Annotated in this window: 23 protein-coding genes; 15 read left to right on the forward strand and 8 right to left on the reverse strand. The window is 54.0% G+C overall.

The features are described 5' to 3' along the window. The first annotated feature begins 367 nt into the window (after positions 1 to 367). The 5 genes from URZ40_RS18515 to URZ40_RS18535 are packed head-to-tail and all read left to right on the forward strand — an operon-like array spanning position 368 to position 6,242. The gene (locus URZ40_RS18515; protein ID WP_316380700.1) at positions 368 to 913 is read left to right on the forward strand and encodes a fimbrial protein; all 546 of its coding nucleotides are present in this window, start codon (positions 368 to 370) and stop codon (positions 911 to 913) included. A gap of 59 nt (positions 914 to 972) precedes the next feature. After that, positions 973 to 1,686, forward strand: a complete 714-nt coding sequence (locus tag URZ40_RS18520) for a molecular chaperone (protein ID WP_316380701.1) — start codon at positions 973 to 975, stop codon at positions 1,684 to 1,686. A 30-nt stretch (positions 1,687 to 1,716) separates the two neighbouring features. Then, positions 1,717 to 4,221: a fimbria/pilus outer membrane usher protein gene (locus URZ40_RS18525; protein ID WP_316380702.1), complete on the forward strand. Its 2,505-nt coding sequence runs from the start codon at positions 1,717 to 1,719 to the stop codon at positions 4,219 to 4,221. 15 nt (positions 4,222 to 4,236) lie between these two features. Continuing rightward, positions 4,237 to 5,547, forward strand: coding sequence for a fimbrial protein (locus URZ40_RS18530; RefSeq protein WP_316380703.1), 1,311 nt, complete (start codon positions 4,237 to 4,239; stop codon positions 5,545 to 5,547). Then, positions 5,544 to 6,242, forward strand: a complete 699-nt coding sequence (locus URZ40_RS18535; RefSeq protein ID WP_320720969.1) for a molecular chaperone — start codon at positions 5,544 to 5,546, stop codon at positions 6,240 to 6,242. The genes URZ40_RS18530 and URZ40_RS18535 overlap by 4 nt, the downstream gene beginning before the upstream one ends. A gap of 15 nt (positions 6,243 to 6,257) precedes the next feature. On the opposite strand, the gene rhaM is transcribed toward URZ40_RS18535, so the two are convergent. The 5 genes from rhaM to rhaB all read right to left on the reverse strand — a co-directional run bounded on the left by rhaM (position 6,258) and on the right by rhaB (position 11,441). Beyond that, positions 6,258 to 6,572 (reverse strand): L-rhamnose mutarotase, encoded by a 315-nt coding sequence (gene rhaM, locus URZ40_RS18540; protein WP_316380705.1) that lies wholly within the window; start codon positions 6,570 to 6,572, stop codon positions 6,258 to 6,260. Further along, positions 6,569 to 7,717, reverse strand: coding sequence for a lactaldehyde reductase (fucO, locus tag URZ40_RS18545; protein WP_320720970.1), 1,149 nt, complete (start codon positions 7,715 to 7,717; stop codon positions 6,569 to 6,571). The genes rhaM and fucO overlap by 4 nt, the downstream gene beginning before the upstream one ends. A 46-nt stretch (positions 7,718 to 7,763) precedes the next feature. After that, entirely contained in the window at positions 7,764 to 8,594 is an 831-nt protein-coding gene (gene rhaD / locus URZ40_RS18550) for a rhamnulose-1-phosphate aldolase (RefSeq protein WP_163331005.1), read from the reverse strand. A 121-nt stretch (positions 8,595 to 8,715) separates the two neighbouring features. After that, positions 8,716 to 9,975 (reverse strand): L-rhamnose isomerase, encoded by a 1,260-nt coding sequence (gene rhaA, locus URZ40_RS18555; RefSeq protein WP_320720971.1) that lies wholly within the window; start codon positions 9,973 to 9,975, stop codon positions 8,716 to 8,718. After that, entirely contained in the window at positions 9,972 to 11,441 is a 1,470-nt protein-coding gene (rhaB, locus tag URZ40_RS18560; RefSeq protein WP_320720972.1) for a rhamnulokinase, read from the reverse strand. Before rhaB ends, rhaA begins: the two co-directional genes overlap by 4 nt. 301 nt (positions 11,442 to 11,742) lie before the next feature. Between rhaB and rhaS the strand changes: the two genes are divergently transcribed. Both rhaS and rhaR read left to right on the forward strand, forming a co-directional pair. Beyond that, the gene (gene rhaS, locus URZ40_RS18565; protein ID WP_316380710.1) at positions 11,743 to 12,579 is read left to right on the forward strand and encodes an HTH-type transcriptional activator RhaS; all 837 of its coding nucleotides are present in this window, start codon (positions 11,743 to 11,745) and stop codon (positions 12,577 to 12,579) included. Positions 12,580 to 12,652: 73 nt separating this feature from the next. Further along, a complete protein-coding gene (gene rhaR, locus URZ40_RS18570) occupies positions 12,653 to 13,501 on the forward strand; it encodes an HTH-type transcriptional activator RhaR (RefSeq protein WP_116343763.1) in 849 nt (282 codons plus the stop codon). Here the strand turns inward: rhaR and rhaT are convergent, their stop codons facing one another. Continuing rightward, positions 13,502 to 14,536, reverse strand: a complete 1,035-nt coding sequence (gene rhaT, locus URZ40_RS18575) for an L-rhamnose/proton symporter RhaT (RefSeq protein WP_023309733.1) — start codon at positions 14,534 to 14,536, stop codon at positions 13,502 to 13,504. A 287-nt stretch (positions 14,537 to 14,823) separates the two neighbouring features. Between rhaT and sodA the strand changes: the two genes are divergently transcribed. Together sodA and yiiM are read left to right on the forward strand one after the other, a co-directional pair. Next, entirely contained in the window at positions 14,824 to 15,444 is a 621-nt protein-coding gene (gene sodA / locus URZ40_RS18580; RefSeq protein ID WP_003861999.1) for a superoxide dismutase [Mn], read from the forward strand. 71 nt (positions 15,445 to 15,515) lie between these two features. Continuing rightward, positions 15,516 to 16,190 (forward strand): 6-hydroxyaminopurine reductase, encoded by a 675-nt coding sequence (gene yiiM / locus URZ40_RS18585; RefSeq protein WP_316380711.1) that lies wholly within the window; start codon positions 15,516 to 15,518, stop codon positions 16,188 to 16,190. 36 nt (positions 16,191 to 16,226) lie between these two features. Here yiiM and cpxA read toward each other — a convergent pair whose 3' ends face one another. Both cpxA and cpxR read right to left on the reverse strand, forming a co-directional pair. After that, entirely contained in the window at positions 16,227 to 17,600 is a 1,374-nt protein-coding gene (gene cpxA, locus URZ40_RS18590; RefSeq protein ID WP_015569937.1) for an envelope stress sensor histidine kinase CpxA, read from the reverse strand. Continuing rightward, on the reverse strand, positions 17,597 to 18,295 hold the full coding sequence (cpxR, locus tag URZ40_RS18595) for an envelope stress response regulator transcription factor CpxR (RefSeq protein ID WP_006179159.1): 699 nt from the start codon (positions 18,293 to 18,295) through the stop codon (positions 17,597 to 17,599). The genes cpxA and cpxR overlap by 4 nt, the downstream gene beginning before the upstream one ends. A 150-nt stretch (positions 18,296 to 18,445) precedes the next feature. On the opposite strand from cpxR, the gene cpxP reads away from it, so the two are divergent. From cpxP to URZ40_RS18625, 6 genes are all read left to right on the forward strand, one after another. Next, the gene (cpxP, locus tag URZ40_RS18600) at positions 18,446 to 18,949 is read left to right on the forward strand and encodes a cell-envelope stress modulator CpxP (RefSeq protein ID WP_061096505.1); all 504 of its coding nucleotides are present in this window, start codon (positions 18,446 to 18,448) and stop codon (positions 18,947 to 18,949) included. 625 nt (positions 18,950 to 19,574) lie between these two features. After that, complete coding sequence (locus URZ40_RS18605) at positions 19,575 to 21,371, forward strand: LTA synthase family protein (protein WP_316380712.1); 1,797 nt, start codon at positions 19,575 to 19,577, stop codon at positions 21,369 to 21,371. A 339-nt stretch (positions 21,372 to 21,710) separates the two neighbouring features. Further along, entirely contained in the window at positions 21,711 to 22,604 is an 894-nt protein-coding gene (fieF, locus tag URZ40_RS18610) for a CDF family cation-efflux transporter FieF (RefSeq protein WP_316380713.1), read from the forward strand. 174 nt (positions 22,605 to 22,778) lie between these two features. Further along, positions 22,779 to 23,741, forward strand: a complete 963-nt coding sequence (pfkA, locus tag URZ40_RS18615; RefSeq protein ID WP_028014852.1) for a 6-phosphofructokinase — start codon at positions 22,779 to 22,781, stop codon at positions 23,739 to 23,741. A 134-nt stretch (positions 23,742 to 23,875) separates the two neighbouring features. Beyond that, the gene (locus tag URZ40_RS18620) at positions 23,876 to 24,865 is read left to right on the forward strand and encodes a sulfate ABC transporter substrate-binding protein (protein ID WP_116343768.1); all 990 of its coding nucleotides are present in this window, start codon (positions 23,876 to 23,878) and stop codon (positions 24,863 to 24,865) included. Positions 24,866 to 24,972: 107 nt separating this feature from the next. Next, a complete protein-coding gene (locus URZ40_RS18625; protein WP_116343769.1) occupies positions 24,973 to 25,716 on the forward strand; it encodes a CDP-diacylglycerol diphosphatase in 744 nt (247 codons plus the stop codon). The last annotated feature ends 56 nt before the right edge of the window (positions 25,717 to 25,772 follow it).

Consider the following 25,772-nt stretch of genomic DNA (forward strand, 5'->3'; position numbering starts at 1 on the left):
CTAATACAATCTCAGAAAATATCATCAGTCAATATAATAATAAAAATTAAAATACATTTAAGGAAACCTAATCATTTAGATAATGTTTCGCTATTTTTATCATGCTTTTCCCATTTGCTTGATTTTAAAATTATAATCCTCTCCAGTTTGCTGAAGATGTATAAAAACCAATCAATTCATTTGCTAAATTCATTCGTTATGTGAATGTGTATTTTGATTTTTTTAAACCCCGCTAGACACGCATGTCATCTGTTGTATTTTGTAATAACTTTACATCTTATTTTACAGGATGTATTTTTGCCTTAGCTCATCAATTAAAAAAACATATCCCTTATATTTCTGTAAGCGGGTATCTCATGGAGAAACAATGATGAAAACTAAATTAATTGCGGCTTTTATTTTAACCGTCGGTATGAGTGGCGTTGCGTCTGCTGATAATACCGTTCGTTTTATTGGTGAAGTGAGCGATCAGACGTGTACGATCAAAATTAATGGCGCAGATTCCTATCCTGTGGTGCTGTTGCCAACCGTCAATAAAGGTTCGCTGTCCGCCGCTGGCTCCAGCGCCGGAGATACACCCTTTACTGTGACCCTCAGCGGTTGTGATGTCAGCGCAACGTCAGTGCAGAAAGACGCGGCGGCTCGCTTCGTCAGTGGCAATATTGACGGGACTAACCTGTCGAATATCGCGGCCTCCAGTCCGGCGACGAATGTTGCGATTCAGCTTCTGGAAGGCACCACCGCGCTGGACTTCACCAGCGGCGAAGCGAAAACCTCGAAGCAGTCTGTCGGGGGAGATGCGGGTTCGGATACGGTCACTTTCGATATGATTGCGCGTTATTATTCCGCAGCCGGTAATGCGACATCAGGGGCAGTAGAATCCAGCGCACAGTTTGCGGTGACCTATTTGTAAATAGCATTAAAGCGCCGTCCCGTGCGGCGCTTATTTTCATTTAATTCATGGTTAATAATATGACGTACATCAGCAGGACGCTTGTGTGGGTTGTCATTTACTTATTTTTCGCGGTTACTCCTTCAACAGCCAGTGTCATATTAAAGGGAAACAGAATTATTTATTCCGCTGCTGCGAAAGAAAAGGTTGTGGAATTTATGAATAATGGCGATACGCCCATGCTGGTCCAGGTCTGGATGGATACTAATAATCCCCAATCAACGCCAGAGACCGCCGATGCGCCGTTTATTGCCACGCCGCAAATTTTCCGCATGAATACCAATGCGGGACAGGCGCTGCGCCTTAAGTATACAGGCCAGCCGCTTCCTGACGATCGCGAGTCTCTGTTCTGGTTTAACTACCTGCAATTTCCCGCCGTCAAAGCGGTGGATACAGAACGTAACCGCCTGTCGCTGGTGGTGAAAAGCCGACTGAAAATTTTTTATCGCCCGGCAGGATTGAAAGGGGAGGCCAACCAGGCGCCTTCAGCGTTAAAGCTGATCCGACAAGGCCGTTCCCTGAGCCTGACAAACCCGACGCCCTGGCACATTAACGTACGTAACGCTGTGCTGAAGCAGGGAGAAAAAACGATCGGCATCGGGAAGCCGGTCACGCTTCCGCCCTTTGGTTCGACCCAATGGCCGCTGCCTGAGACGCAGGCGACATCCATGACGCTTTATGCCATTAACGACTACGGTACGGCCGTGGGTCATACCTTTACGCTGCCCCGTTGACGTGATGAGGTTTCTAACCGGGAGAGTGTTATGTTTCGATGTTCCCACCTCGCACCGTTGGTGGCGGTGGCGTTTCTCCGCACTGCCGACGCCTTCGCCAGTGAGGATTACTATTTTGACGCTGCGCTACTGCGCGATACTGGATTAAGTAATAGCGACATACGTCAGCTTAATCAGGACACGCTGGTTAAACCCGGCGCTTATTTGCTGGATCTCTATGTTAACGGTGTGGCTGTTGCGCGGGATGAAATCCTCTTTAGTGACGACGGGAACCGCGTCTCGCCCTGTTTTACCTGGCAGACGCTGAAGAAAACGGGGCTAAAAGCGCTGCCAAAAACAGCGGGAGCATCGTCTTGCTATCGCCCGGACGACGCTGTATTTGATGGGGTAGCGGTGAACCTCGCGATGCCGCAAATGCGCATTGATTTATCTGTGCCGCGGGCGTTGTTGAATATGCCTCCGCGCGGTAGCGTACCGGAGGAGAGTCTGGAGGCAGGTGAATCCATGCTGTTTCTGAACTATATGGCTAACCAATACCATGTAAGTCAGAAGCAGGCGGGCAACGGCGACTCGGACTCCTCTTTTCTTAACCTTAACGGCGGCATTAACCTTGGGCTGTGGCGCTACCGCGAACAGTCCTCCCTGAACTATGACACCGATGCAGGCAGCCGCTGGACAACCTCCCGTCGTTATCTTCAGCGTGCGCTTCTCCCTTTGAAGAGCGAAATCATGCTGGGTGAAGGTTATACCGATGGCCGCTTTTTCTCAGGCATGGGCTTCAGCGGCGTCCAGCTCACCTCTGATAACCGCATGCGCCCTGACTCGCAGCGCGGCTATGCGCCGGTGGTGCGCGGTATTGCCCGCACTAACGCTAAGGTAACCATCCAGCAGGGCAATACCACGCTTTATGAAACGACCGTTGCGCCAGGGGCGTTTGTTATTGATGACCTTTATCCAACCCACTATGCAGGCGATCTCAACGTTACCGTGCGCGAAGCGGACGGCAGCGAGAGTACATTTACGGTTCCGTTCTCGGCGCTGGCAGAATCATTGCGCGCCGGGCTTTTTGACTATGCCGCCACGGTGGGCCGTGCGCGGGATGTGGGAGATGATGATCTGTTCAGCGAGCTGGTCTGGCGGCAAGGCATCAGCAATGCGCTGACCTTAAACCTGGGCAATCAGCTGGCGGACGGGTATCAATCATTTATGCTGGGTGGCGTCTACAGTTCGTCGCTGGGTGCCTGGGGTATGGACGGAACGTTCTCCCGCGCTCGCCTGCTTGACGACGATTACCAGACCGGATGGATGTTCCGCCTGAACTACAGCAAATATTTCTCGCAGACTTCCACGTCGGTTGCGCTGGCGGGCTACCGCTACTCCACCCGCGGATTTGCCGAGATGTACGATGTGTTCGGTGCACGGGCGGCACGCCAGAGCAGCGAGGAGTGGCAGTCGTCCACATATCAGCAGCGTACGCGGCTGGAATTGTCGGCTAACCAATCCCTCAACGCGCTGGGGAATCTGGCCATATCGCTTTCGTCACAGGATTATCGTGATGGCAAAAGCCGCGACAAGCAGATGCAGGCGAGCTGGAACAAGACCTTCGACGGGGGAATTTCGGTGAACTTTACCGCCGCCCGCACGCGACGTGTCTCTCCTGCCAGCGGCAGCCTTTTTGCCGACACCAGCTGGCAGGCTGACACTCAAACCCTCTGGTCACTCTCCTTTTCCATACCTCTGGGCCATAACCGCTATTCTCCAACGCTGTCGCTGAGCGCCAACCGCGCTGATGATGAAAGCGGCGGTTACCAGTCGACCCTGAGTGGAATGTACGGTGAGCGTGATCCGCTGAGCTACAGCCTGAACTATGCCGCTGATGAGCACGGCGATCGCGCCGTCTGGGGGGCAAACGTACGCAAAAACTTCCCGTGGGCCAACGGCGGTGCCTCGTGGTCAACCTCCAGCACGTACTGGCAGGCATCGGCCTCAGTTCAGGGGGCGCTGGTGGCGCACCGCGGCGGTATCACGCCCGGTCCTTACCTCGGGGATACGTTTGCGTTGGTTGAGGCGCCAGGTGCCACGGGTGCACAGGTTATGGGCGGTCAGGGAGCAAGGGTGAATGCGTTTGGCTATGCGCTGGCACCGGCGCTGGTACCTTACCAGTTCAATACGGTTGGGTTAGACCCCCAGGAGATGAGTGACGATGCTGAACTGCAAACGTCCACGCAGCGTGTTGCGCCCTATGCCGGGGCGATGGTACGGCTACGCTTCGCGACGTTGCAGGGGCAGGCGATGCTGATTGCCGCTCAACGTCCGAACGGTAGCGCAATTCCAATGGGCGCGGCGGTATATGACGAATATGACAACAGCGTGGGGATGGTCGGACAGGCTAACCAAATCTATTTTCGTGCGGCCGATGAAAAAGGGCGACTGCAGGTCAGATGGGGCGACAGCGTACAGGATCGCTGTCAGATCCAGTGGCAACGTCCCACCAATTCGGAGCCGTTATCTGTCTTAAGTCTGCCCTGCCGTTAACGTCTGGAGGAATTGATGGAAAAGATTCGTATTTTACTGGCCGCGGGGTTGTGTTTGCTGAGCGCCGGGGCCAGTGCGGTCTGTCAAAAAGGCCCCGACTTCGTGAAAACAACAAACGACTCCCTGGGCGTTGGGATTGGTCTTGGCAATATCAACCTCACGTCTGTTGATATTCAGCCGGTGGGCACGGTGCTGGCGAGCACGGTGTTTAATTTCTCAGATAACGCGCTCTATAAAGGCCCCGACAGCGTCTTGTATGTGTGTGATATCTCCGATGCAAACAACATCTATGAAGTTATCGCAACCAATGGTGACGATCGCAGCGGGGGATACTGGGATATGGGCATGGCTGACGGTAATCCCAATGTGTACGGCACATGGTTTAACTACGTTGGCCTGCGTTTAACTCACGTCAATTCCGGGACGGTGTTTACCCGCAACTATCAGCGGATCCCAATGACCCGTTATGCCGTATCGGCAGACGGTAAAAAGATAAATATTCGGGTTAAAGATTTTAGCCCGATCCGTGCTGATGCCATTCGCGTCAGCGCCATTACCCCTGCTTCAGGCGCACCGAGCAGCTACTGCGGGACGCCGAAAAGCAGCGGCAGCTATTCCGCCTGTAATCAGCCCAATGGTTATGTCGCATTTTGTTCGCCTGGCAGTGGGAACATTGCTTATTGCGATACCGGCGACTCGGCGTTTATCTATACCGGCTGGTGGTACGATAACTGGATGGCGATGAACATGGGCACGGCGCCTGCTTCCACGCTTACCACCACTGCGACCTGCGTGGCGAAAAACGTTACGCCGGTGGTGGTTTTCCCGACGATCTCACGGGCGGAACTGGAAAACGGTCAGCAGGCCCGCTCGCCGTTTACCGTGAGCGTGCGGTGTGAAAACACGGCGGTGAGCGGTGTCGCCACCTCGCAAACGGCGCTTGGGCTACAAGTTTCTTATGCCAGCTATCAGGCCGCGCAAACGCTCGGGCTGGTGAACAGCAGCGGCGGAGTGAGCCATCTGCTGTCCGAGAATTACGGGCAGAGCGATATCGCCAGCGGGGTCGGCATTCAGATTGCCAATGCAAGCGACGGCGTACTCCGCCAGTTTCTCGGCTGGGATCGCTGTTCAACGGCCGGCGGATGCGCCACGGGTAACAGCGGCGGCTGGTATCCGGTACGCGCCGGCGCCACTCTGGTATCGAACCGTAATGGCGTGAGTGAATATCTGATTAACTTCAATGCTTTTCTGACGCGCTTACCGGGAAGGCAGGTTACACCTGGCCGGGTGGATGCGCGTGCCTACGTCTGGGTAAAAGTGCAATGATGCGGATTCTCCTCCTGATGTTTTGCCTTTGCCTGTCCGCCTCTTCTTCTGCGGGGCTGGTGGCCGCTGCTACGCGGGTCATTTTCCATGAAGGGGAAACGCAAAAGAGCCTGATGCTGGTGAACGCCAATGCCTGGCCTGTGGTGGTGCAAAGCTGGGTAGATCACGGCGATGTAAACGCCGCGCCGGGCAGCGTAAAAACCCCCTTTGTTGCTATTCCGGCGGTATTTCGCCTGTCTCCACAAGGTGGGCAGGGGCTGCGGCTGGTCTACAATAACATGCCGTTACCTGCTGACAGGGAGTCCGTCTTTTGGCTCAATCTGTATGAAATCCCTCCGGTTACGCAGCAGGAGCAAAGCATGGTGCTAACCATGAACACACAAATGAAAATTTTCTGGCGCCCGCGCGGGTTAGGGAAGCCGGACACGGCGCTAAAACAGCTAACGTTTCGTCTGGAGGGTGGCGCTCTTCTCTGTCATAACGCCTCGCCCTATTTTGTCTCGTTTGCTGAACTCGCGCTGGAATCATCAGGCTCGCTGCTTCGCGCGCGGCAACAGCCCGATATGATGGTTGCCCCGTTTAGCGAGAAACGTTATCCGCTGGAGCCGGGGGCGCACCATCGGGCTGAAACGGTGCAGGCGGACATCATCGACGACAGCGGGAATCGCGAAATACATCGCTATCCCGTGCAGTAAACATTGGTGAAACTATCACGCCAGATAAAACACCTCTTCCAGACTGGCACTCACCGGGCTGTTGTCCGGGTTCGACGGCATTACATCATGCATGTGTTTCCACCAGCGCTGGCAGACGTCGGTATTCGCGACCGCGTTCCAGCGCTCCTCTGATTCAATCTCTACGGTGGCAAACAGCAGGCTACGTTCTCTGTCGAGATAAATGGCATAGTGGTGCGCGCCGTGGTCCTTCAGTGCCGCTTCCAGCTCGGGCCAGATGGGGTTGTGGCGACGCGCGTACTCCTCGTGCGCGTCCGGGTTTACCTGCATGACAAAGGCTTTACGGATCATAATGCCTCCAGATATAGCTCGCGAACCTCGTCGCGGCTGGCTGTGCGCGGGTTGCATGGCGCGCACGGGTCGGCGAGGGCTTTATCCAGCCAGCCTTCGATATCGGCTTCTGTGACGCCAAGCTGGCTGAAGCCGGACGGAATACCGACGCGGGCGCTCAGGTCGCGAATCGCCTGAATCGCTGACAGGCTGGCCGCTTCGTCGCTCATGCCGCGCGTGTCGACGCCCATCGCCTGCGCCACGCGAGCAAACCGTGCCACGGCGTTCGGGCGATTAAAGCTTTCGACGATCGGCAGCAGGATGGCGTTGCACACGCCGTGCGGCAGATTGTGCGTCGCGCCCGGCTGATGCGCCAGGGCATGCACGAGGCCGAGACCAGCGCTGTTAAACGCCATGCCCGCCAGATACTGACCAAATGCCATCTGCTCGCGCGCGTCCAGGTTATGACCGTCGTCGACCGCTTTGGGCAGCCAGAGGCTTATCAGGCGAATCGCTTCCAGCGCGTTGGCATCGGTTAGCGGGTGCGCGCCAACGGACACATAGGCTTCAATGGCGTGCGTTAACGCATCCATCCCCGTTGCGGCGGTGACAGATGCAGGAATATCCAGCATGACGCTGGCATCATTCACGGCGATATCCGGGATGATGTTCGGGTCGATGATCACTTCTTTCACCTGACGTGCGGAGTCAATAATCACCGCGTTGCTGGTCATCTCCGCCGCCGTGCCTGCGGTGGTGTTGATCGCCACCAGCGGCACGCCCGGGTTTTTCACCTTGCCGACGCCGGAATAATCGGTGGACGAACCCGGATTGGCGGTGAGGATTTTAATGGCCTTGGCGGTATCAATCGGGCTGCCGCCACCGAAGGCGATGAGATAATCACACGCGGCTTCCCGGTAGGCCGCGAATCCCTTCTGTACCAGCGCTTCCGTTGGGTTGGGGAAGACCGCGTCAAACAGCTGATATGACATCTGGTGCGCATCCAGCGCGGTAAACAGACTGTCCAGCAGACCCAGCTTCACCAGCTGGCCATCGGTGACAATCAGCGCTTTGCCCCACTCTTTGTTCGCCATCAGCTTGACCATGTCGCCAATAGCGCCCGCGCCGTGCAGGCTGATTTTTGGAAGTGCCAACATAAAGCTCATGATAATTCTCCTTAACTATCGCCCGTACCGTCCGGCCAGCGAGGGTTTATGCGTATATTTCCAGCGCTGACCGAAGCGGGGTCACGCCGAAGCGCTTGCCTAGCGCAATAAGCTCTTCGCGGGTAATGGTTTGCTTCATACCGCCCATGGAATAAACCTTCACCAGCACTTCCGCTGATTTCTCGGCGGTGTCGATCAGACCGAAGGTTTCATCCAGCGTTGGACCGCTGCCAAAGACACCGTGGAACGGCCACAGCACCAGCGAATGTTTTTGCATATCTCTGGCGGTCGCCTGGCCGATCTCGTCGGTACCCGGCACCATCCACGGCAGAATGCCGACCCCGTCCGGGAAGACCACCAGACACTCGGTACTGCCTTCCCATAGCTTGCGGGTGATGAAATCAGCGCTGTTTTCCAGCACGTAGGTCAGAGCGATCAGGTTGGTGGCGTGGCAGTGCATGATCACGCGGTCTTTGCCGTTAGTCGCCTTGATGCGCTCGCAGTGGGAGAGGAAGTGCGCCGGCAGTTCGGAGGTGGGCACCGCCTCGTCGGTCAGGCCCCACAGAATGTGGTAGCCCGCGCCGTCGCTGTCCACTTTCACCACGCCGAGGTTTGCCTGCGGGTCAAGCTGAACGTTGCGGAAGAACTTGCCGGAGCCGGTGACGATAAACGGTGTATTCGCGAGCAGCGGCATCGGCTGACTCAGCGCAATATAGCGCGGCTTCTGGTGGAAATCGGCGGCGAACGGTTCGATATCCGCGTCGTCCAGGCGCAGCGTCAGGTTGCCACCGTTGCGCTCGTCCCAGCCCTTCAGCCAGGCGTCGGAGGTGGCTTTGATCATGCCCTGGACGAACCAGGAGTGGGTGATAGTCTGCATAGTCTTTATTTTCCAGTTATCGCGGTGAGAGTTTCCCCTCACCCTAACCCTCTCCCGAAAGGGGCGAGGGGATGGTTTGCTCCCTCTCCCCTTTGGGGAGAGGGCAGGGGTGAGGGGCCAGCTACCCGCGCTGACTCAACACGTCTTTCTCATACGCCCGCACGTTTTCCAGCCACTGGCTGCCTGCCGGCACGTCGTTACGCTGGCAGTACATCTCCCAAACGGCCTGCCACGGCAGGGATTTTTGCTCTTCCAGCAGCGCCAGGCGCGCGGTGTAGTCGCCGTTTGCTTCCAGCTGTTTCAGCGCCGCGGTTGGCTCCAGCAGCGCGCGCAAAAGGGCTTTTTTCATATTCCGGGTGCCGATCACCCATGCCGCGATGCGGTTGATGGAGGCATCAAAGAAGTCGAGGCCAATGTGCACGCGGTCGAAGAGGTCATGACGGATGATTTCGCTGGCAATCGCCTGGGTTTCGTCATCCAGCAGCACCACGTGGTCGCTGTCCCAGCGCACCGGACGGCTGACGTGCAGCAGCAGGCGCGGCACGAAGAGCATGGCGGCGGAGATTTTGTCGGAGATCACCTCGGTCGGGTGGAAGTGACCGGCATCCAGGCACAGCGCGGTCTGGCGGCTGGTGGCGTAACCCATGTAGAACTCATTCGAGCCGACGGTATAGCTCTCCGCGCCAATGCCGAACAGCTTGCTCTCCACCGCATCGATGTGGTGTGCCGGATCCAGTTTTTCGCTGATGGCCTCATCCAGCGCGGCCAGCAGACGCTGACGCGGGGCCAGGCGGTCGACGGTGATGTCTTTCATGCCGTCCGGGATCCAGATGTTCATCACTGACGGCGTGCCAAGCTGTTCACCAAAATAAGCCGAGACGCGGCGGCTGGCCTTCACGTGGTCGATCCAGAACTGACGGATTTCATCGTTGGCATGGGATAGGGTAAAGCCGTCCGCGCTGAGCGGGTGCGAGAAGCAGGAGGGGTTGAAGTCCAGGCCCAGCCGGTTGGCTTTTGCCCATTCCACCCAGTTTTTAAAGTGTTCCGGTTTAATCGCGTTACGCGCCACTGGCGCGTCGGACTCCAGATAGATCGCGTGCAGGTTCAGGCGTTTTGGCCCCGGGATCAGGCTCAGTGCCAGCTCCAGGTCTGCACGCAGTTCGGTGGCGTTGCGCGCTTTACCCGGGTAGTTACCCGTCGCCTGGATGCCACCCGTCAGGGAACCGCCCGGGTTCTCGAAGCCAGCGACGTCATCGCCCTGCCAGCAGTGCATGGAGACAGGCAGGCGGTCGAGCTGGTGCAGCGCTGCTTCGACATCCACGCCAACGGCGGCGAAACGCTGTTTAGCCAGATCCCAGGCTTGTTCAAGTTGAGTGGTCATGCGCAAAGCTCCTTAGTCAGTCGTTTTTGCTGAAACTGCGCCCGGTAGCGGGCAATTTCATGGCAGGGGTTAGGGATGAAAGTAGTCAGGCGGGTATTCGCGGTGACCACCGAACGGAATTCATCGACGTCTGAAAGTTCGTCCAGGGCCATCAGCTGAATACCGATGTTGCCGAGCGTCGAGGCCTCCACCGGACCCGCCACCACGGTGATGCCGCAGGCATCGGCGCAGAGCTGGTTCAGCAACTGGTTCTGGCTGCCGCCGCCCACGATATGCAACTGGCTGAACGGTTTGCCGCGCAGGCTTGCCAGCTCGTTCAGAACATCCGCGTAGAGCAGGGCGAGGCTGTCAAAAATACAGCGCGCCAGCTCGGCAGGACGGGACGGGACCGGCTGTCCGGTCTCGAAACAGGCGGCCTGGATTTCGGCGCTCATATGCACCGGGTTAATAAAGCGGTCGTCATTCGGGTTGATCAGGAACGTACAGGCCTGCAGCTTTTCGGTTTCGGCGATAAGCGCCGGCAGGTCGGAAATATGCTGTTCTTTCAGCATTCGCTGGAGCAGCCAGAGTCCCATGATGTTCTTCAGCACGCGGTAGCGCCCTTCGGCACCGCCTTCATTAGTGATGTTCGCCGTCATTGCGGCGTCGCTGGTGTATGGCGTTTTGCTCTCAAAGCCCATCAGCGACCAGGTGCCGGAAGAGAGGTAGGCCGCGTCTTTGCTGGCCAGCGGGGATGCAATCACCGCGCTGGCGGTATCGTGACTGGCGACGGCGACAACAGGGATGGCGTTCCCCTGCGGGCAGAGCCACTGCCCGATCGCATTACCCGGATGGGTCGGCGTGCCGAACCAGGAAGGTGAGGCACCCGTCCAGGCCAGCAGGTGTTCATCCCAGCTATCGGTGTTGATGTTGACCAGCTGCGTGGTGGTGGCGTTGGTGTATTCCCAGTTCATGTTGCCGGTCAGCCGGTAGCTTAAGTAGTCCGGGACGAGCAGTGCATGCGCCACCTTTTTGACCAGCTCCGGCTGCTGCTCAACCAGCGCGCGCAGCTGATACAGCGTGTTAAACGGCAGAAACTGAATGCCGCTGCGGCCATAGATGTTGTGTTTGCCAAGCTGGGCTATGGCCTGTGCCATCAGCCCATCGGTGCGGCTGTCTCGATACGAGACGGGCAGGCCGATGCGTTCGCCTTGGCTGTCGAGCAGAACGTAGTCCACGCCCCAGGTATCAATGCCGATGCTGTCGATGCGTATGCCGTCATTGCAGACGTTGTTCAGCCCGGTGCGGATCTCCGCTTCCAGGGCATCAATATCCCAGGTATCAAAACCGTCCTGTTTTTGCAGGCAGTTGGCGAAACGGTGCATTTCGCGAAGCGTGAGTGTGCGCTTGCCGCAGTCCCAGGTGGCGAGCATTACGCGGCCGCTGGATGCGCCTAAATCGACAGCTACACAATGGCGAAAAGTCATGATCAGGTCCCTCTTTAAGTCATTGGTGCTGAGTGTAAAAAAGGGAAGAAAAGGCCACCTTCTCGTCACTGACAGCACGAATCTCGCGCTGGCAAGGAAGCAAAGATGAACGTGAGGGAGTTCACAATTTCCAGGGAGGGCGGGGTTTTAGGGCAATGTGACGCTGACCGCATTTCCCGATTTTTCCGTCTGTTTCTTGAAAAACGGACAGTCTTTGCGACGTTTGCTGTCAAAAATTTAAGGTGAGTGTGGAAGGCCTTAATTACTATTTTGAGAACTTTTCTCATTGGTGGGGGCCGCTATGACCGTACTGCACAGCGTCGATTTTTTCCCGTCGGGAACATCTCCGATCGCGATTGAGCCACGGCTCCCGCAGGCCGCGTTTCCTGAACATCATCATGATTTTCATGAAATTGTGATTGTCGAGCATGGGACAGGCATTCATGTCTTCAACGGCCAGCCATACACCATCAGCGGCGGTATGGTGTGCTTCGTGCGCGATCGCGACAGGCATTTGTATGAACATACCGACAACCTGTGTCTGACCAACGTGCTCTATCGTTCGCCGGACGCGTTCCAGTTTCTGTCGGGATTGAACAAGCTACTGCCCCAGGAGCAGGATGGACACTACCCGTCTCACTGGCGAGTGAATCAGTCCACGTTGCAGCAGGTGCGCCAGCTGGTGAATCAAATGGAGCAGAGCGAGGACGGGCAGGAGACCCATGCCATTGCCACCCGCGAGCTGCTGTTTATGCAGCTGCTGGTGCTGTTGCGTCGCAGCAGCCTGGTGGAAGGGCTGGCAAATAACGACGCGCGGCTGAACCAACTGATGGCCTGGCTGGAGGACCATTTCGCCGAGGACGTGTGCTGGGAAACGCTGGCGGATAATTTTTCGCTGTCGTTGCGTACGCTCCATCGTCAGCTCAAGCAGCACACCGGGCTCACGCCGCAGCGCTACCTCAACCGCCTGCGCCTGATTAAAGCGCGTCACCTTTTACGTCACACCGACGAAAGCGTCACGGATATCGCGTATCGCTGCGGTTTCGGCGACAGTAATCACTTTTCGACCCTTTTTCGTCGCGAGTTTAGCTGGTCGCCGCGCGATATCCGTCAGGGGAAGGATGCTTCAATCCAGTAACGCGAAGGCAATCACCGTTTTATTGCCGCAAAATGGCTAATAATGTCCGGTTATTCACCGTAGAGGTTGTGGTGTGGCCGCTCAGTTAATTCTTCGCAAAGATGATTTTTTTGCCTCCGCGAGTCAGGCCGTCGCGGTGGCCGACCGCTACCCGCAAAATGTCTTTGCCGAGCATACCCACGAGTTTTGCGAACTGGTGCTCGTTTGGCGCGGCAACGGCTTACACATCCTCAACGACCGGCCCTACCGCATCACGCGTGGCGATCTGTTTTACATCCGCGGCGAAGACAAACACGCTTACGCCTCGGTTAACGATCTGGTTTTGCAGAACGTTATCTACTGCCCGGACAGGCTCAAACTGAATGTTGACTGGGCGGCTCATATCCCCGGTTTTCTCAATGCCAGAGGCGAACCCCACTGGCGCTTAAGCAGCAACGGCATGGCTCAGGTGCGCCAGACGATCTCCCAGCTGGAGCAGGAGAGCCAAAAGCACGATTCTGTGGCAAACCCGATGGCGGAGCTGCTTTTCGCCCAGTTGGTCATGACCCTTAAACGCCATCGTTATGCCACCGACAACCCCTCCGCGACCGCCCAGGAAGCGCTGCTGGACAAGCTGATCGCCCGGCTTGCGGGTAGCCTGAACAAAAGTTTCATGCTGGAAAAGTTCTGCGAGCAGGAGCAGTGCAGCGAGCGCGCACTGCGCCAGCAGTTCCGCACCCAGACGGGGATGACGGTGAACCACTACCTGCGCCAGCTGCGCATCTGCCACGCCCAGTATTTGTTGCAGCATACGGAGCTGATGGTCAGTGAAGTGGCGATGCGCTGCGGATTTGAGGACAGTAATTACTTTTCGGTGGTGTTTAATCGCGAGGTGGGGATGACGCCGGTTCAGTGGCGTCATCGCAGTCGAAAGGCAGCGTAATCAGTTCGCCATGCCGAGGCCGACAATGTTAGCGGCGATGATGATCACCACGCAGCCCAGGCTCAGAACGCCCACCGGACGACGCCCGGCGTTATTCCACTCTTTCAGCACCAGCCCAACCAGCCCGCCGCACAGCACGTAGAAGCTCATGTGCAGCATCCAGCTTATGTAGTCGTACTGTGGCGGAATGCTGGCGTGACCCCAGGCGTAGAAAAAGAACTGCAGATACCACATGAGGCCGCCCAGCATCGAAAGCAGCACGTTGGTGATAATTAAGGATTTTGCCAGCGAGAAATCCGCTTTTACTGACAGATCCTTCACTTTTGCCAGACGAATGAAGCAGAAGCCAAGGTTTACCAACGCGCCGCCGCCCATGATGACCACGTAGCTTGGCAGCGCCACGTACAGCGGGTCGACGCCCAGCGCGGCGGCCGCTTCGTGCATGGGTTTTGCGGCGTTCATGGCGAACGACATGCCCGCCGAGAAGATGCCGCACATCACTGCCAGCAGCAGCCCTTTCTTCAGGTTAAAGTCTTCGGCTTTGATGCCCATCTTGCGCTCTTTCAGCTGACCCGCTCGGGTGACGATACCCACGCCGATTACCGCGACAAGCACGCCCAGCAACGTCATCTGCCCACCTTTGGTGTTGATCAACACGTCGACATTACCGTTAAGAATGGGCGTCATCAGCGTGCCGACGATCAGCGTAATGCCAATCGCGATGCCGATACCCATCGACATTCCGAGGTAGCGCATGGTCAGGCCGTAGTTAATGTTGCCGATGCCCCACATCGCGCCGAACAGAAACACCGGCAGCAGGGTGGAAGCACTGAAGGAGGTGAAGTAGCCCCAGAAATCCGGGAGCAGCATGGCGCTAATGGTCCATGGCAAAATCAGCCAGGACACGGTACCGCCAACCGACCACATGGTTTCCCACGACCACCCTTTCACCTTTTTGAACGGGGCATAGAAACAGGCTGCACTGGCTGCGCCTATCAAATGCCAGAAGATACCCATCGTAATCGCATGATTCATTTTACGTCCTCATCGTTTTTATAGCCGGTGGCCTCCCCCCGACTTGATGAGTGTAAAAATTAGGCGGTTCAGGAACCTTCAGAAGGTTGCCGCACTTTGGTTTTGGATGGCAATCAGCGCGTTAACCTGGTGAGCAGACTCACAATTTTGCGTTTAGGCAAAACCTAAATAACCTTATAAAAACTACGGCATTGATAATCATTTTCAATATCATTTAATTAACTATAATGAACCAACTGCTTACGCGGCATTAACAGCTGTGCCGCCCGACAATAATGGAGAGGATTATGAGTTATACACTGCCATCCCTGCCGTATGCCTACGACGCACTGGAACCGCATTTCGACAAGCAGACGATGGAAATCCATCACACTAAACACCACCAGACCTATGTGAACAACGCGAACGCCGCGCTGGAAAGCCTGCCAGAGTTCGCTAACCTGCCTGTTGAAGAGCTGATTACCAAACTGGACCAGCTGCCAGCAGACAAGAAAACCGTGCTGCGTAACAACGCTGGCGGTCACGCTAACCACAGCCTGTTCTGGAAAGGCCTGAAAACCGGCACCACCCTGCAGGGCGACCTGAAAGCGGCTATCGAGCGCGACTTCGGTTCCGTTGACAACTTCAAAGCGGAATTCGAAAAAGCCGCTGCGACCCGTTTCGGCTCTGGCTGGGCGTGGCTGGTTCTGAAAGGCGACAAGCTGGCGGTAGTGTCTACTGCTAACCAGGACTCCCCGCTGATGGGTGAAGCGATCTCTGGCGCATCCGGCTTCCCAATCCTGGGTCTGGACGTATGGGAACACGCTTACTACCTGAAGTTCCAGAACCGTCGCCCTGACTACATCAAAGCGTTCTGGGATGTGGTGAACTGGGACGAAGCAGCAGCGCGTTTCGCCGCTAAAAAATAAGGTTGCATTGACGCCTGTGAGAAGCGAGTCTTATGACTCGCTTTTTTTGTATCTGCGTAATGGAGGCAGCAATGCATTACCCGGTGAACGTGTTTACAGGCAAGGTCAGGGAGTACGACGGCAGCCGCCCGAGCGCCATCGCCAAAGTGCAGGTCGACGGTGAACTGACGTTAACCGATCTCGGTCTGGCGGGTGACGAACAGGCCGAAAAGAAAATCCATGGCGGGCCCGAGCGCGCGCTGTGCCACTATCCGCGCGAGCACTATCAGCACTGGAAAACCGAGTTCCCCGAGCAGGCGGACCTCTTCGTTGCGCCCGCGTTTGGCGAAAATCTCTCGACCGAAGGGCTGACGGAGAAGAACGTCTTTATCGGCGATATCTACCGCTGGGGCGATGCCTTGATTCAGGTGACGCAGCCACGCTCGCCGTGCTTCAAGCTCAACTACCATTTCAGGATTCAGGATATGTCGGCCCAGCTGCAAAACGCGGGTAAAACCGGCTGGCTGTACCGCGTGGTGCTGGCTGGGCAGGTTTCTGCGGACGCGCCGCTTGAGCTGGCGTCGCGCCTGAGCGATGTGTCTGTTTATGACGCCTGCGCTATTGCCTGGCATATGCCGTTTGACGACGAGCAGTATCACCGCCTGCTGTCGGCTGCGGGGTTATCAACCAGCTGGACCAGAACGATGCAGAAGCGGCGCTTAAGCGGCAAGATCGAGGATAATTCGCGGAGATTGTGGGGAAAGTAGGCCGGGTAAGGCGAAGCCGCCACCCGGCACTAACAGCTACGAACGCTTATACAATGGTAGCCACAGCGTTAACCGTAGCCCACCCAGGGGGCTGTCGTCGGCTTTCACCCAGCCACGGTGCTGCTGCATGGCGGTTTCAACAATCGCCAGACCCAGCCCCGTGCCGCCAGACTCGCGGTCACGCGCTTCGTCGGTGCGGTAGAATGGACGGAAAATCTGCTCGCGATCTTCCGGGCTGACGCCAGGGCCGTCGTCATCGACAATGACGGTAATCCCGTCTTTATCCACCGAAAACGCCACTTCAATCTTCGTATGCGAGTAGCGCAGGGCGTTACGCACGATATTCTCCAGCGCGCTTTCCAGCGTGTTGGGGTTACCGTACAGCGGCCACGGGCCCGGCGGGAAGTTGACGGTGAACGATTTACCCATCTGTTCAGCTTCGAACGCCGCGTTGTCCAGCACCTCATGCCACAGGTGATTGGCTTTCACCGTTTCGCTCACCAGTGCGTTTTTCTGCTGGTTGCGCGACATCACTAGCAGATCGTTGATCATGCTGTCCAGACGATGGGCTTCCGTCTCAATACGCTCCAGCTCTTTGCTTTCCCCGCTGCGGCGGCGCAGCAGCGCGGTGCCCAGCTGCAAGCGCGTAAGCGGGGTGCGCAGCTCGTGCGAGATATCCGACAGCAGCCGCTGCTGGGCGGTCATCATGCGATCCAGCGCGCTCACCATCTGGTTGAAACTGGTTCCTGCGGCCAGGAACTCCTGCGGCCCGGATTCCAGCTCAGGATGCTGCCGCAGGTTACCCTGCGCCACTTCATCGGCGGCGTTTTTCAGCTTACGCGCCGGTTTTGCCAGGCTCCACGCCAGCCATAGCAGCAGCGGGGAACTGACCAGCATCGTGACAATCAGCAGCAGAAGCGGACGGTCAAACAGCAGGTTGATGAAGTCGGACTGGGAACTGCTCGCGGGGCGAATCAGATAGAGCTGGTAGTTGTCTTCCCCATCCCGTACCGAGAAAGGACCGACCATCTCTACCCGACCATATTTCTTCTTCTGTGGGTGATCGGCGTTATCCGCCTGGCCAATAAAGTTGCGGATGATCTGCATTTCATTGCGATCGGCTCCAATCACGCGGCCTTCGCTGGTGACCAGCAAAAGACGTTGTCCGGGAGGCGCCCACTTATCGATAGCGCGAAAAAGCCTGCGCCACCACATCAAATCGTTCGGCGGATCGTTTGCCAGCTCCGCTTCCACGTGCTGTTCGATCATCACGCCCTGACGTTGCTCGCTGTCGAGAAGCTCCGTCATCTGGCGTGAGTCGAGTTTTGGCAACATCAAAACGAGCATTAAAACCAGTGCCAGCGTCAGCCAGAAGATGGCGAAGATGCGGGCGGTTAAGCTGCCTATCATGAAGCGGAAACCATCAGATAACCGCGACCACGCAGGGTTTTAAACCATGGGTGACCGTCTTTACGCTCCGGCAGCTTGCGGCGCAGGTTAGAGATGTGCATGTCGATGGCGCGGTCAAACGGGGTAAGGCGTTTGCCCAGCACTTCCTGACTTAAATGTTCACGCGATACCACCTGGCCGAGATGCTGTGCCAGCAGATACAGCAGGGTGAACTCGGTGCCGGTCAGCTCCAGCGTCTGGCCGTCGAAGCTCGCTTCCTGGCGGCCCGGGTTCAGGCTCAGGGAGTCCACTTCCAGCGTTGGCGAGCTGTTGTCGGTATTTTGCTGCTGCTCGCTCCAGTGGGAACGGCGCAGGATAGCGCGAATACGGGCCACCAGTTCACGGTCGTTGAACGGCTTCGGTAAATAGTCATCCGCACCCAGCTCAAGGCCGAGAACGCGGTCAAGTTCGCTGCCGCGCGCGGTCAGCATGATTACAGGCGTCTGGTGTGTCTGGCGAAGCTCTTTCAGCGTATCAATACCGTTTTTCTTCGGCATCATTACGTCGAGCAAAAGTAGATCGATGCTGTCGTCAAGGAGACTCAGCGCCTGCTCGCCATCATGGGCAACCAGGACGTTGAAACCTTCCATGTCGAGCAACTCCTTTAAAAGGGATGTGAGCTCTCGGTCATCATCAACTAACAGGATTTTATTCATTGTTTAAATACCTCCGAGGCAGAAATTACGACATCAAGGCTATCTAATCCATGACTTTACGTTGTTTTACACCCCCTGACGCATGTTTGCAGCCTGAATCGTAGACTGTCTCTCGTTGAATCGCGACACGAAAGATTTTGGGAGCAAGTGATGCGCAAAGTTACCGCTGCCGTCATGGCCTCAACGCTGGCGTTCAGTGCGTTTAGCCAGGCTGCTGTAGCTATCATCGGCGATAACGGTTCCTCGCAAGAGGGCGCAACGCACAGCAGCCAAAGCCATATGTTTGACGGCATAAGTTTAACCGAACATCAGCGTCAACAGATGCGAGATCTGATGCAGAGGGCACGACACGATCAGCCCCCTGTTAATGTTAGCGAAATGGAGACAATGCATCGCCTTGTCACCGCAGAAAATTTTGACGAAAGCGCTGTCCGTGCTCAGGCCGAAAAAATGGCACAGGAACAGGTTGCCCGCCAGGTAGAGATGGCGAAGGTCCGCAACCAGATGTTCCACCTGCTAACGCCCGAGCAGCAAGCGGTTTTGAATACCAAACATCAGCAGCGAATGGACCAGCTGCGTGAGGTTGCACGGATGCAGCGAAGCTCAGAAACAACGTTTTTCAGTAGCAATAGCAGTACCCGTAGTAACCAGTAAACCCTGTTTTCCTTGCCATAGACACCATCCCTGTCTTCCCCCACATGATGTGGGGGTTTTTTTTGTCATTATTTTATACTTTATATAATAATAACAATAAGCTATGGTGCTTACTTACGTTGCGGGATTTTTGGGATTTTAGTGAGAAAAGATAGAATTGCCTGATTAGATGCAATGTATGGTTTCATATTAACTGTAAGATCCCGCGAATTTCCTCAACATAACGCCTGCGTTCGGCACGCTAAAAAATCTACCCCTATCATCAATCATAATGTTTTCACGTTGTGCTTAATTTTCGAGGTAAGACGCCTAAGCGTAGGGTTTCAAACTGCTAAGATTTTTTGTCCTTTTATGCCACGATACTCAACGTGCTTGTACCCGGTATGACATGACAGCATATCTCAAGGCACGTTATCATTAATGCCAGAATCTAAACCGTATCGAGACTTCTGTGATTCTGGAGCTCGTACAGGGCATATCAATAAGCCAGGAGAACTTAAACTACTCCAATTACATTCTGGGTTGCAAGAACAGCATATTTTGTGGAATAAAAACGCAATTTTGAAGATTGTTTATGTTACGAGACGCATTTTTGTATAAAAATTAATTAAAGGGGTTGGCAGGAATGAGGTTTAAGTTTAAATGTTTTTATGCGGGAAAAATAAATATTAATATGTTGCGGAATGTGTTTATTGAATTATTGTGTGTTTTAATTATTGTTGTTTTTTTGAAAGTAAGTTTGGGTATTATTGGTGATACTCCTGACTATATTAATGTTCATGAATTCATTAGAATTTACTGGAAGTCAGCGCCAGTTATTCTTTTGTATCTGATTTTGCGCCTTTTTAATGTAAGAGTTCTTTTTTCATTGTATCTCGTTATATTGATTGCTACGGTCCTTACATTTATAAATTCAACAAAGTTGTCGCTAACTGGCCAGCCACTATCCTACAATGATATTGTTGCTGGTTCAAATATCTCCTTGGCTTCTAAATATCTTTCTTATAATAATTTTTTTCTTTTTTTAGGGGTTGTTTTTATTGGAGGGTTAGTATTAATTTTAGATAATAAGTTGAAAATTCATAAGACAAGTAAGTCCGTCTTGGTGGTATTTTTGATACCTACAATGTTTATGGCATTTTCATCTTATTCTAATACCATTCGAGTGTTACCTGGTTGGATTGTTGAAAGAGTCAATCTTCTAAATAACAAATACGATGTTAATTATTTTTCATGGGATTGGCCGGGCAATGTAAGTCAACACGGTTTGCCTCTTCATCTGATTCAGACTAGTATTCGTACCTCAATACCTGAGTTAGCTAAAAACGATGTGGGTAAGTATGTTGCGTTGCGTGCTCAATATATTTCTAGTGAGCCTAAAAATAAGACGGTAATATTTATTTTATGTGAGTCGTGTTGGTATGATAATAACAACTTTAAAGATCTATACCAACCATTAATGGATACTGGTTTTGTTGCTTTAAGGGCTACATCTCCACATTATGGGGCTGGTACAGCTAACATAGAGTTTGAAATGTTGACCGGCTTACCAAGTACGAGTAAGTACCTTTCAGGTATCATCTATCAGGAATATGTTGATGCATTTAAGGTTAATGCTGAATCTTTTCCTCAAGCTTTAAAAAATAAAGGATACGCTACATTTGCTGCTCATAACAATAATAGAACATTTTGGCGCAGAGGTGATGTTTACCGTAAGTTTGGTTTTGATCAGTTTGTCGATATAACCCAAATGGGGGATGTGCCAGTTGATATATTAAAAAATAAGAAGCCTTGGCAGTGGCAAACAGATGATATCGTTCTTTATCGCTCAGCATTAAAGGAGCTACGTGAGAAAAAGGGACAGCCAATTTTTATGAACCTTATAACCATGGGTACTCACGGGCCTTACCCACATCTGAATGATTCTGGCGAAACAGCCTATAAATATGAAGTTGCGGAGTCAATTTCTCGTTTAGTGAGTTTTGCTCAAGAGGTTCAAAAGCTCGACAAAGATGCGGTTATTATTGTATATGGTGATCATAAGCCTGCACTAAATAAATATTTTTATGAAAACAATGTTATCTCGCGAAATTTGTTCTCAACTGTTGGTGATAAAGATGAGGATTTTAACTTTAAAGTTATTGCTACGCCTTTAGATTTGGGGGATGTCCCTGTTTTTATAAAGTCTAACGATATGGCTGCTGTTACGGGTTTTGTAAAAGATGCGAACAAGAAACCCTATTTTTGTTTAGCTTCGTTTGCGGATAAATATTTTATAAATTCTGATGTCTTTGCTGTAAAATACACTCAGAATAACGGTTGTCAAAACCCAATGTATACTGATTATGACGGTTACAAATCTTTAATAAACAGTATTCCATCATGGGTTTACGCAATATCATTGTTCGAAAATATACCGTAATAAATTTAGGGGGATATGATACGTTTGGCCATCACCATTTCCCCAAATTTATGCTGCTTTCGCCTTAACTTGTCAACATCATCACTTCGTTACGATGATGAGAAGGAGCTTCACAATTGGAGGTCATGTTAAAGACCGATGTGGTACAAAATGTGAACATTACAAGAAATTAAAACTTTGGTTTCAAAGACATAAATTAATAGTAAGACACCATCCCTGTCTTCCCCCACATGATGTGGGGGTTTTTTTTGCCCCGCATTCTGATTTGTTAACCGTTTATTCATCCTTTGCCTCCCCATGCTTCCGTTATACTAGCGGCATGACATGACAGGAGCGTTTATGAATCAATCCTATGGAAGGCTGGTAAGCCGGGCCGCCATTGCGGCCACCGTCATGGCCTCTGGCCTGCTGCTGATTAAAATCTTTGCCTGGTGGTACACCGGCTCGGTCAGTATTCTTGCGGCGCTGGTGGATTCACTGGTGGATATTGCTGCCTCGCTGACCAACCTGCTGGTGGTGCGATACTCGCTGCAGCCGGCGGATGAAGAGCACACGTTTGGACACGGCAAAGCGGAGTCGCTGGCCGCGCTGGCGCAAAGTATGTTCATTTCTGGCTCGGCACTGTTCCTGTTTTTGACCGGTATTCAACATCTGGTTTCGCCTTCACCGATGAATAATCCCGGTGTCGGCGTGGTCGTCACGGTAATTGCACTTATAAGCACACTTGTTCTGGTAACGTTCCAGCGCTGGGTCGTTCGCAAAACGCAAAGTCAGGCTGTACGGGCGGATATGCTTCATTATCAATCTGATGTTATGATGAATGGGGCTATTCTTATTGCGCTCGGTCTGGCCTGGTATGGCTGGCATCGGGCCGATGCGTTGTTTGCGTTAGGGATTGGTATCTATATTTTATATAGCGCCCTGCGGATGGGGTATGACGCGGTGCAATCACTGCTCGATCGCGCTCTTCCGGACTCGGAACGTAATGAAATTTTTTCCATCGTGACCTCCTGGCCCGGCGTCAGCGGTGCACACGATCTTCGAACGCGGCAGTCAGGGCCGACCCGCTTTATTCAGATTCATATTGAAATGGAAGACAACCTGCCGCTGGTTCAGGCTCACATGATTGCTGAACAGGTCGAGCAGGCGATTTTGCAGCGTTTTCCTGGTTCAGACGTCATCATTCACCAGGATCCCTGCTCGGTTGTACCCGGACATGTTGGGCTTTCGTAATTCGTTGTAAAAAAGTGAGCCAGGCCAGCATTTTGTGTATAAATTACCGCCATTTGGTCTGACCTGAATCAATTCAGCCAGAAGGGATTGATATACTATTTGCAGTATTCGTTGGTCGATAAGTTTCTTCCGGCAACAGATTTCAATTTTGCATTCCTAAGTTCAGAGGTAGTCATGATTAAGAAAATCGGTGTGTTGACAAGCGGCGGTGATGCGCCGGGCATGAACGCGGCAATTCGTGGGGTTGTCCGTGCAGCGCTGACGGAAGGTCTGGAAGTTTTTGGTATCTATGATGGTTACCTGGGTCTGTATGAAGACCGTATGGTTCAGCTCGACCGCTACAGCGTGTCTGACATGATCAACCGTGGCGGTACCTTCCTTGGGTCTGCGCGCTTCCCGGAATTCCGTGACGAACACATCCGTGAAGTGGCTATAGAGAACATGAAAAAGCGTGGCCTGGACGCGCTGGTGGTCATCGGCGGTGACGGCTCGTACATGGGTGCAAAACGTCTGACCGAAATGGGCTTCCCGTGCATCGGCCTGCCGGGCACCATCGACAACGACATCAAAGGCACTGACTACACCATCGGTTACTTCACCGCGCTGGGCACCGTTGTGGAAGCCATTGACCGTCTGCGTGACACCTCCTCTTCTCACCAGCGTATCTCTATCGTTGAAGTGATGGGCCGTTACTGCGGCGACCTGACCCTGGCGGCGGCTATCGCCGGTGGCTGTGAGTTCGTCGTGGTTCCTGAAGTGGAGTTCAGCCGCGAAGATCTGGTCGCTGAAATCAAAGCGGGCATCGCGAAGGGTAAGAAACACGCGATTGTGGCTATCACCGAGCACATCTGTGACGTTGACGAGCTGGCGAAGTACATCGAAACCGAAACCAAACGCGAAACCCGCGCAACCGTTCTGGGTCACATCCAGCGCGGCGGTTCCCCGGGCCCGTACGACCGTATCCTGGCATCCCGTATGGGTGCGTACGCTATCGAGCTGCTGCTGCAAGGCCACGGCGGCCGCTGCGTCGGTATTCAGAACGAACAGCTGGTTCACCATGACATCATCGACGCGATTGAAAACATGAAGCGTCCGTTCAAAGGTGACTGGCTGGACTGCGCCAAAAAACTGTACTGATCCTTCAAGCCCTCTTCTTTCAGAAGAGGGCTTTTATTCCTCTTCGTTATAGCCAATCTTTTTTTATTCTTTAATCCTCGATTCGCTTTCTGGCACGCTGCATTCATCAAAACACTACACAAGAGAGCTGGGCGATGAATAAATGGGGCGTGGGTTTAACGTTATTGCTGGCATCGACCAGCGTTCTGGCAAAGGACATCCAGTTACTGAATGTGTCGTATGACCCGACGCGTGAGCTGTACGATCAATACAACAAAGCCTTTGCGGCGCACTACAAACAGGAAACCGGCGATAACGTGGTAATTCGTCAGTCTCACGGTGGCTCCGGTAAGCAGGCGACGTCTGTGATTAACGGTATTGAAGCCGACGTGGTGACCCTGGCGCTGGCCTATGATGTCGACGCCATCGCCGAGCGTGGTCGTATCGACAAAAACTGGATCAAACGTTTGCCGGATAACTCCGCGCCATACACCTCGACCATCGTCTTCCTGGTGCGTAAAGGAAACCCGAAACAGATTAAGGACTGGAACGACCTGATCAAACCGGGCGTTTCTGTGATTACCCCGAACCCGAAAAGCTCCGGCGGTGCACGCTGGAACTACCTCGCGGCCTGGGGCTACGCGCTGCACCACAACAACGGTGACCAGGCTAAAGCGCAGGAATTCGTCAAATCCCTGTACAAAAACGTCGAAGTGCTGGACTCCGGCGCACGCGGTGCCACTAACACCTTCGTCGAACGCGGCATTGGCGACGTGCTGATTGCGTGGGAAAACGAAGCCCTGCTGGCGACCCACGAGCTGGGTAAAGACAAGTTTGAGATCGTGACCCCGAGCGAATCCATCCTCGCTGAGCCGACCGTTTCCGTGGTCGATAAGGTCGTTGATAAGAAAGGCACCAAAGCGGTGGCGGAAGCCTACCTGAAGTATCTTTACTCGCCGGAAGGCCAGGAAATCGCGGCGAAGAACTTCTATCGTCCACGCGATGCGGCTGTCGCGAAGAAATACGATAGCGAATTCCCGAAACTGAAGCTCTTCACCATTGATGATGTGTTCGGCGGCTGGACGAAAGCGCAGAAAGAGCATTTCTCTAATGGCGGCACCTTCGACCAGATTAGCCAGCGCTAAACCACAACAAACGACACGGCGACCCGGTGTGAGAAATCCACCGGGTTTTTTATTTGGTCATCATTTTGCGTTACTCTTTTGCCTCTATTGAAAACAGGGAACGCGTTGTGAAAAAAATTATCTTACTGATCCTGATTGTCATCGCTCTTGCCGCAGGCGGCGTGTACTGGATAAAAGCGGGTAATCCGAATGCGTTGCGCCATATCGTTCTCGACCAGTGCCTGCCTAATCAACTGCAACACCGTAACCCGGCGCCCTGCGCGCAGGTGAAGCCTGACGCGGGCTATGTGGTATTTAAAGACCGCAACGGGCCGCTGCAGTATCTGCTGATGCCAACGTACCGCATCAATGGCACCGAAAGCCCGCTCCTGACCGAGCCTCACACGCCGAACTTCTTCTGGCTGGCGTGGCAGTCGCGCAGCTTTATGACCATGAAGCGTGGCTCCGAGGTGCCGGACAGCGCCATTTCGCTGACGATTAACTCTCCGACAGGCCGTACGCAGAACCATTTCCATATCCATATCTCCTGCCTGCGCCCGGACGTGCGCGAGAAGCTTAACGCGGCGCAGGGAGAAATCAGCACCCAGTGGCTACCATTCCCGGGCGGGCTGGAAGGGCATGAGTATCTTGCTCGCCGGGTGACGGAGAATGAACTGGTCCAGCGCAGCCCGTTTATGATGCTGGCGGAAGAGCTGCCGGAAGCGCGCGACCATATGGGGCGTTTCGCGCTGGCAATGGCGCAGCAGTCGGATGGATCTTTTATTCTGCTGGCTACGGAGCGTAACCTGCTCACGCTCAACCGCGCCTCGGCAGAGGAATTGCAGGATCATCAATGCGCTATCCTGAAGTAACCCCACCATAAATCGCGTTTACTCGGGCTGCCTGTCACCGTAGACTTGCTGAAAAA

The sequence above is a fragment of the Enterobacter sp. 296B2 genome, from assembly GCF_034106185.1.
GTDB classification, from domain to species: Bacteria; Pseudomonadota; Gammaproteobacteria; order Enterobacterales; family Enterobacteriaceae; genus Enterobacter; species Enterobacter cloacae_N.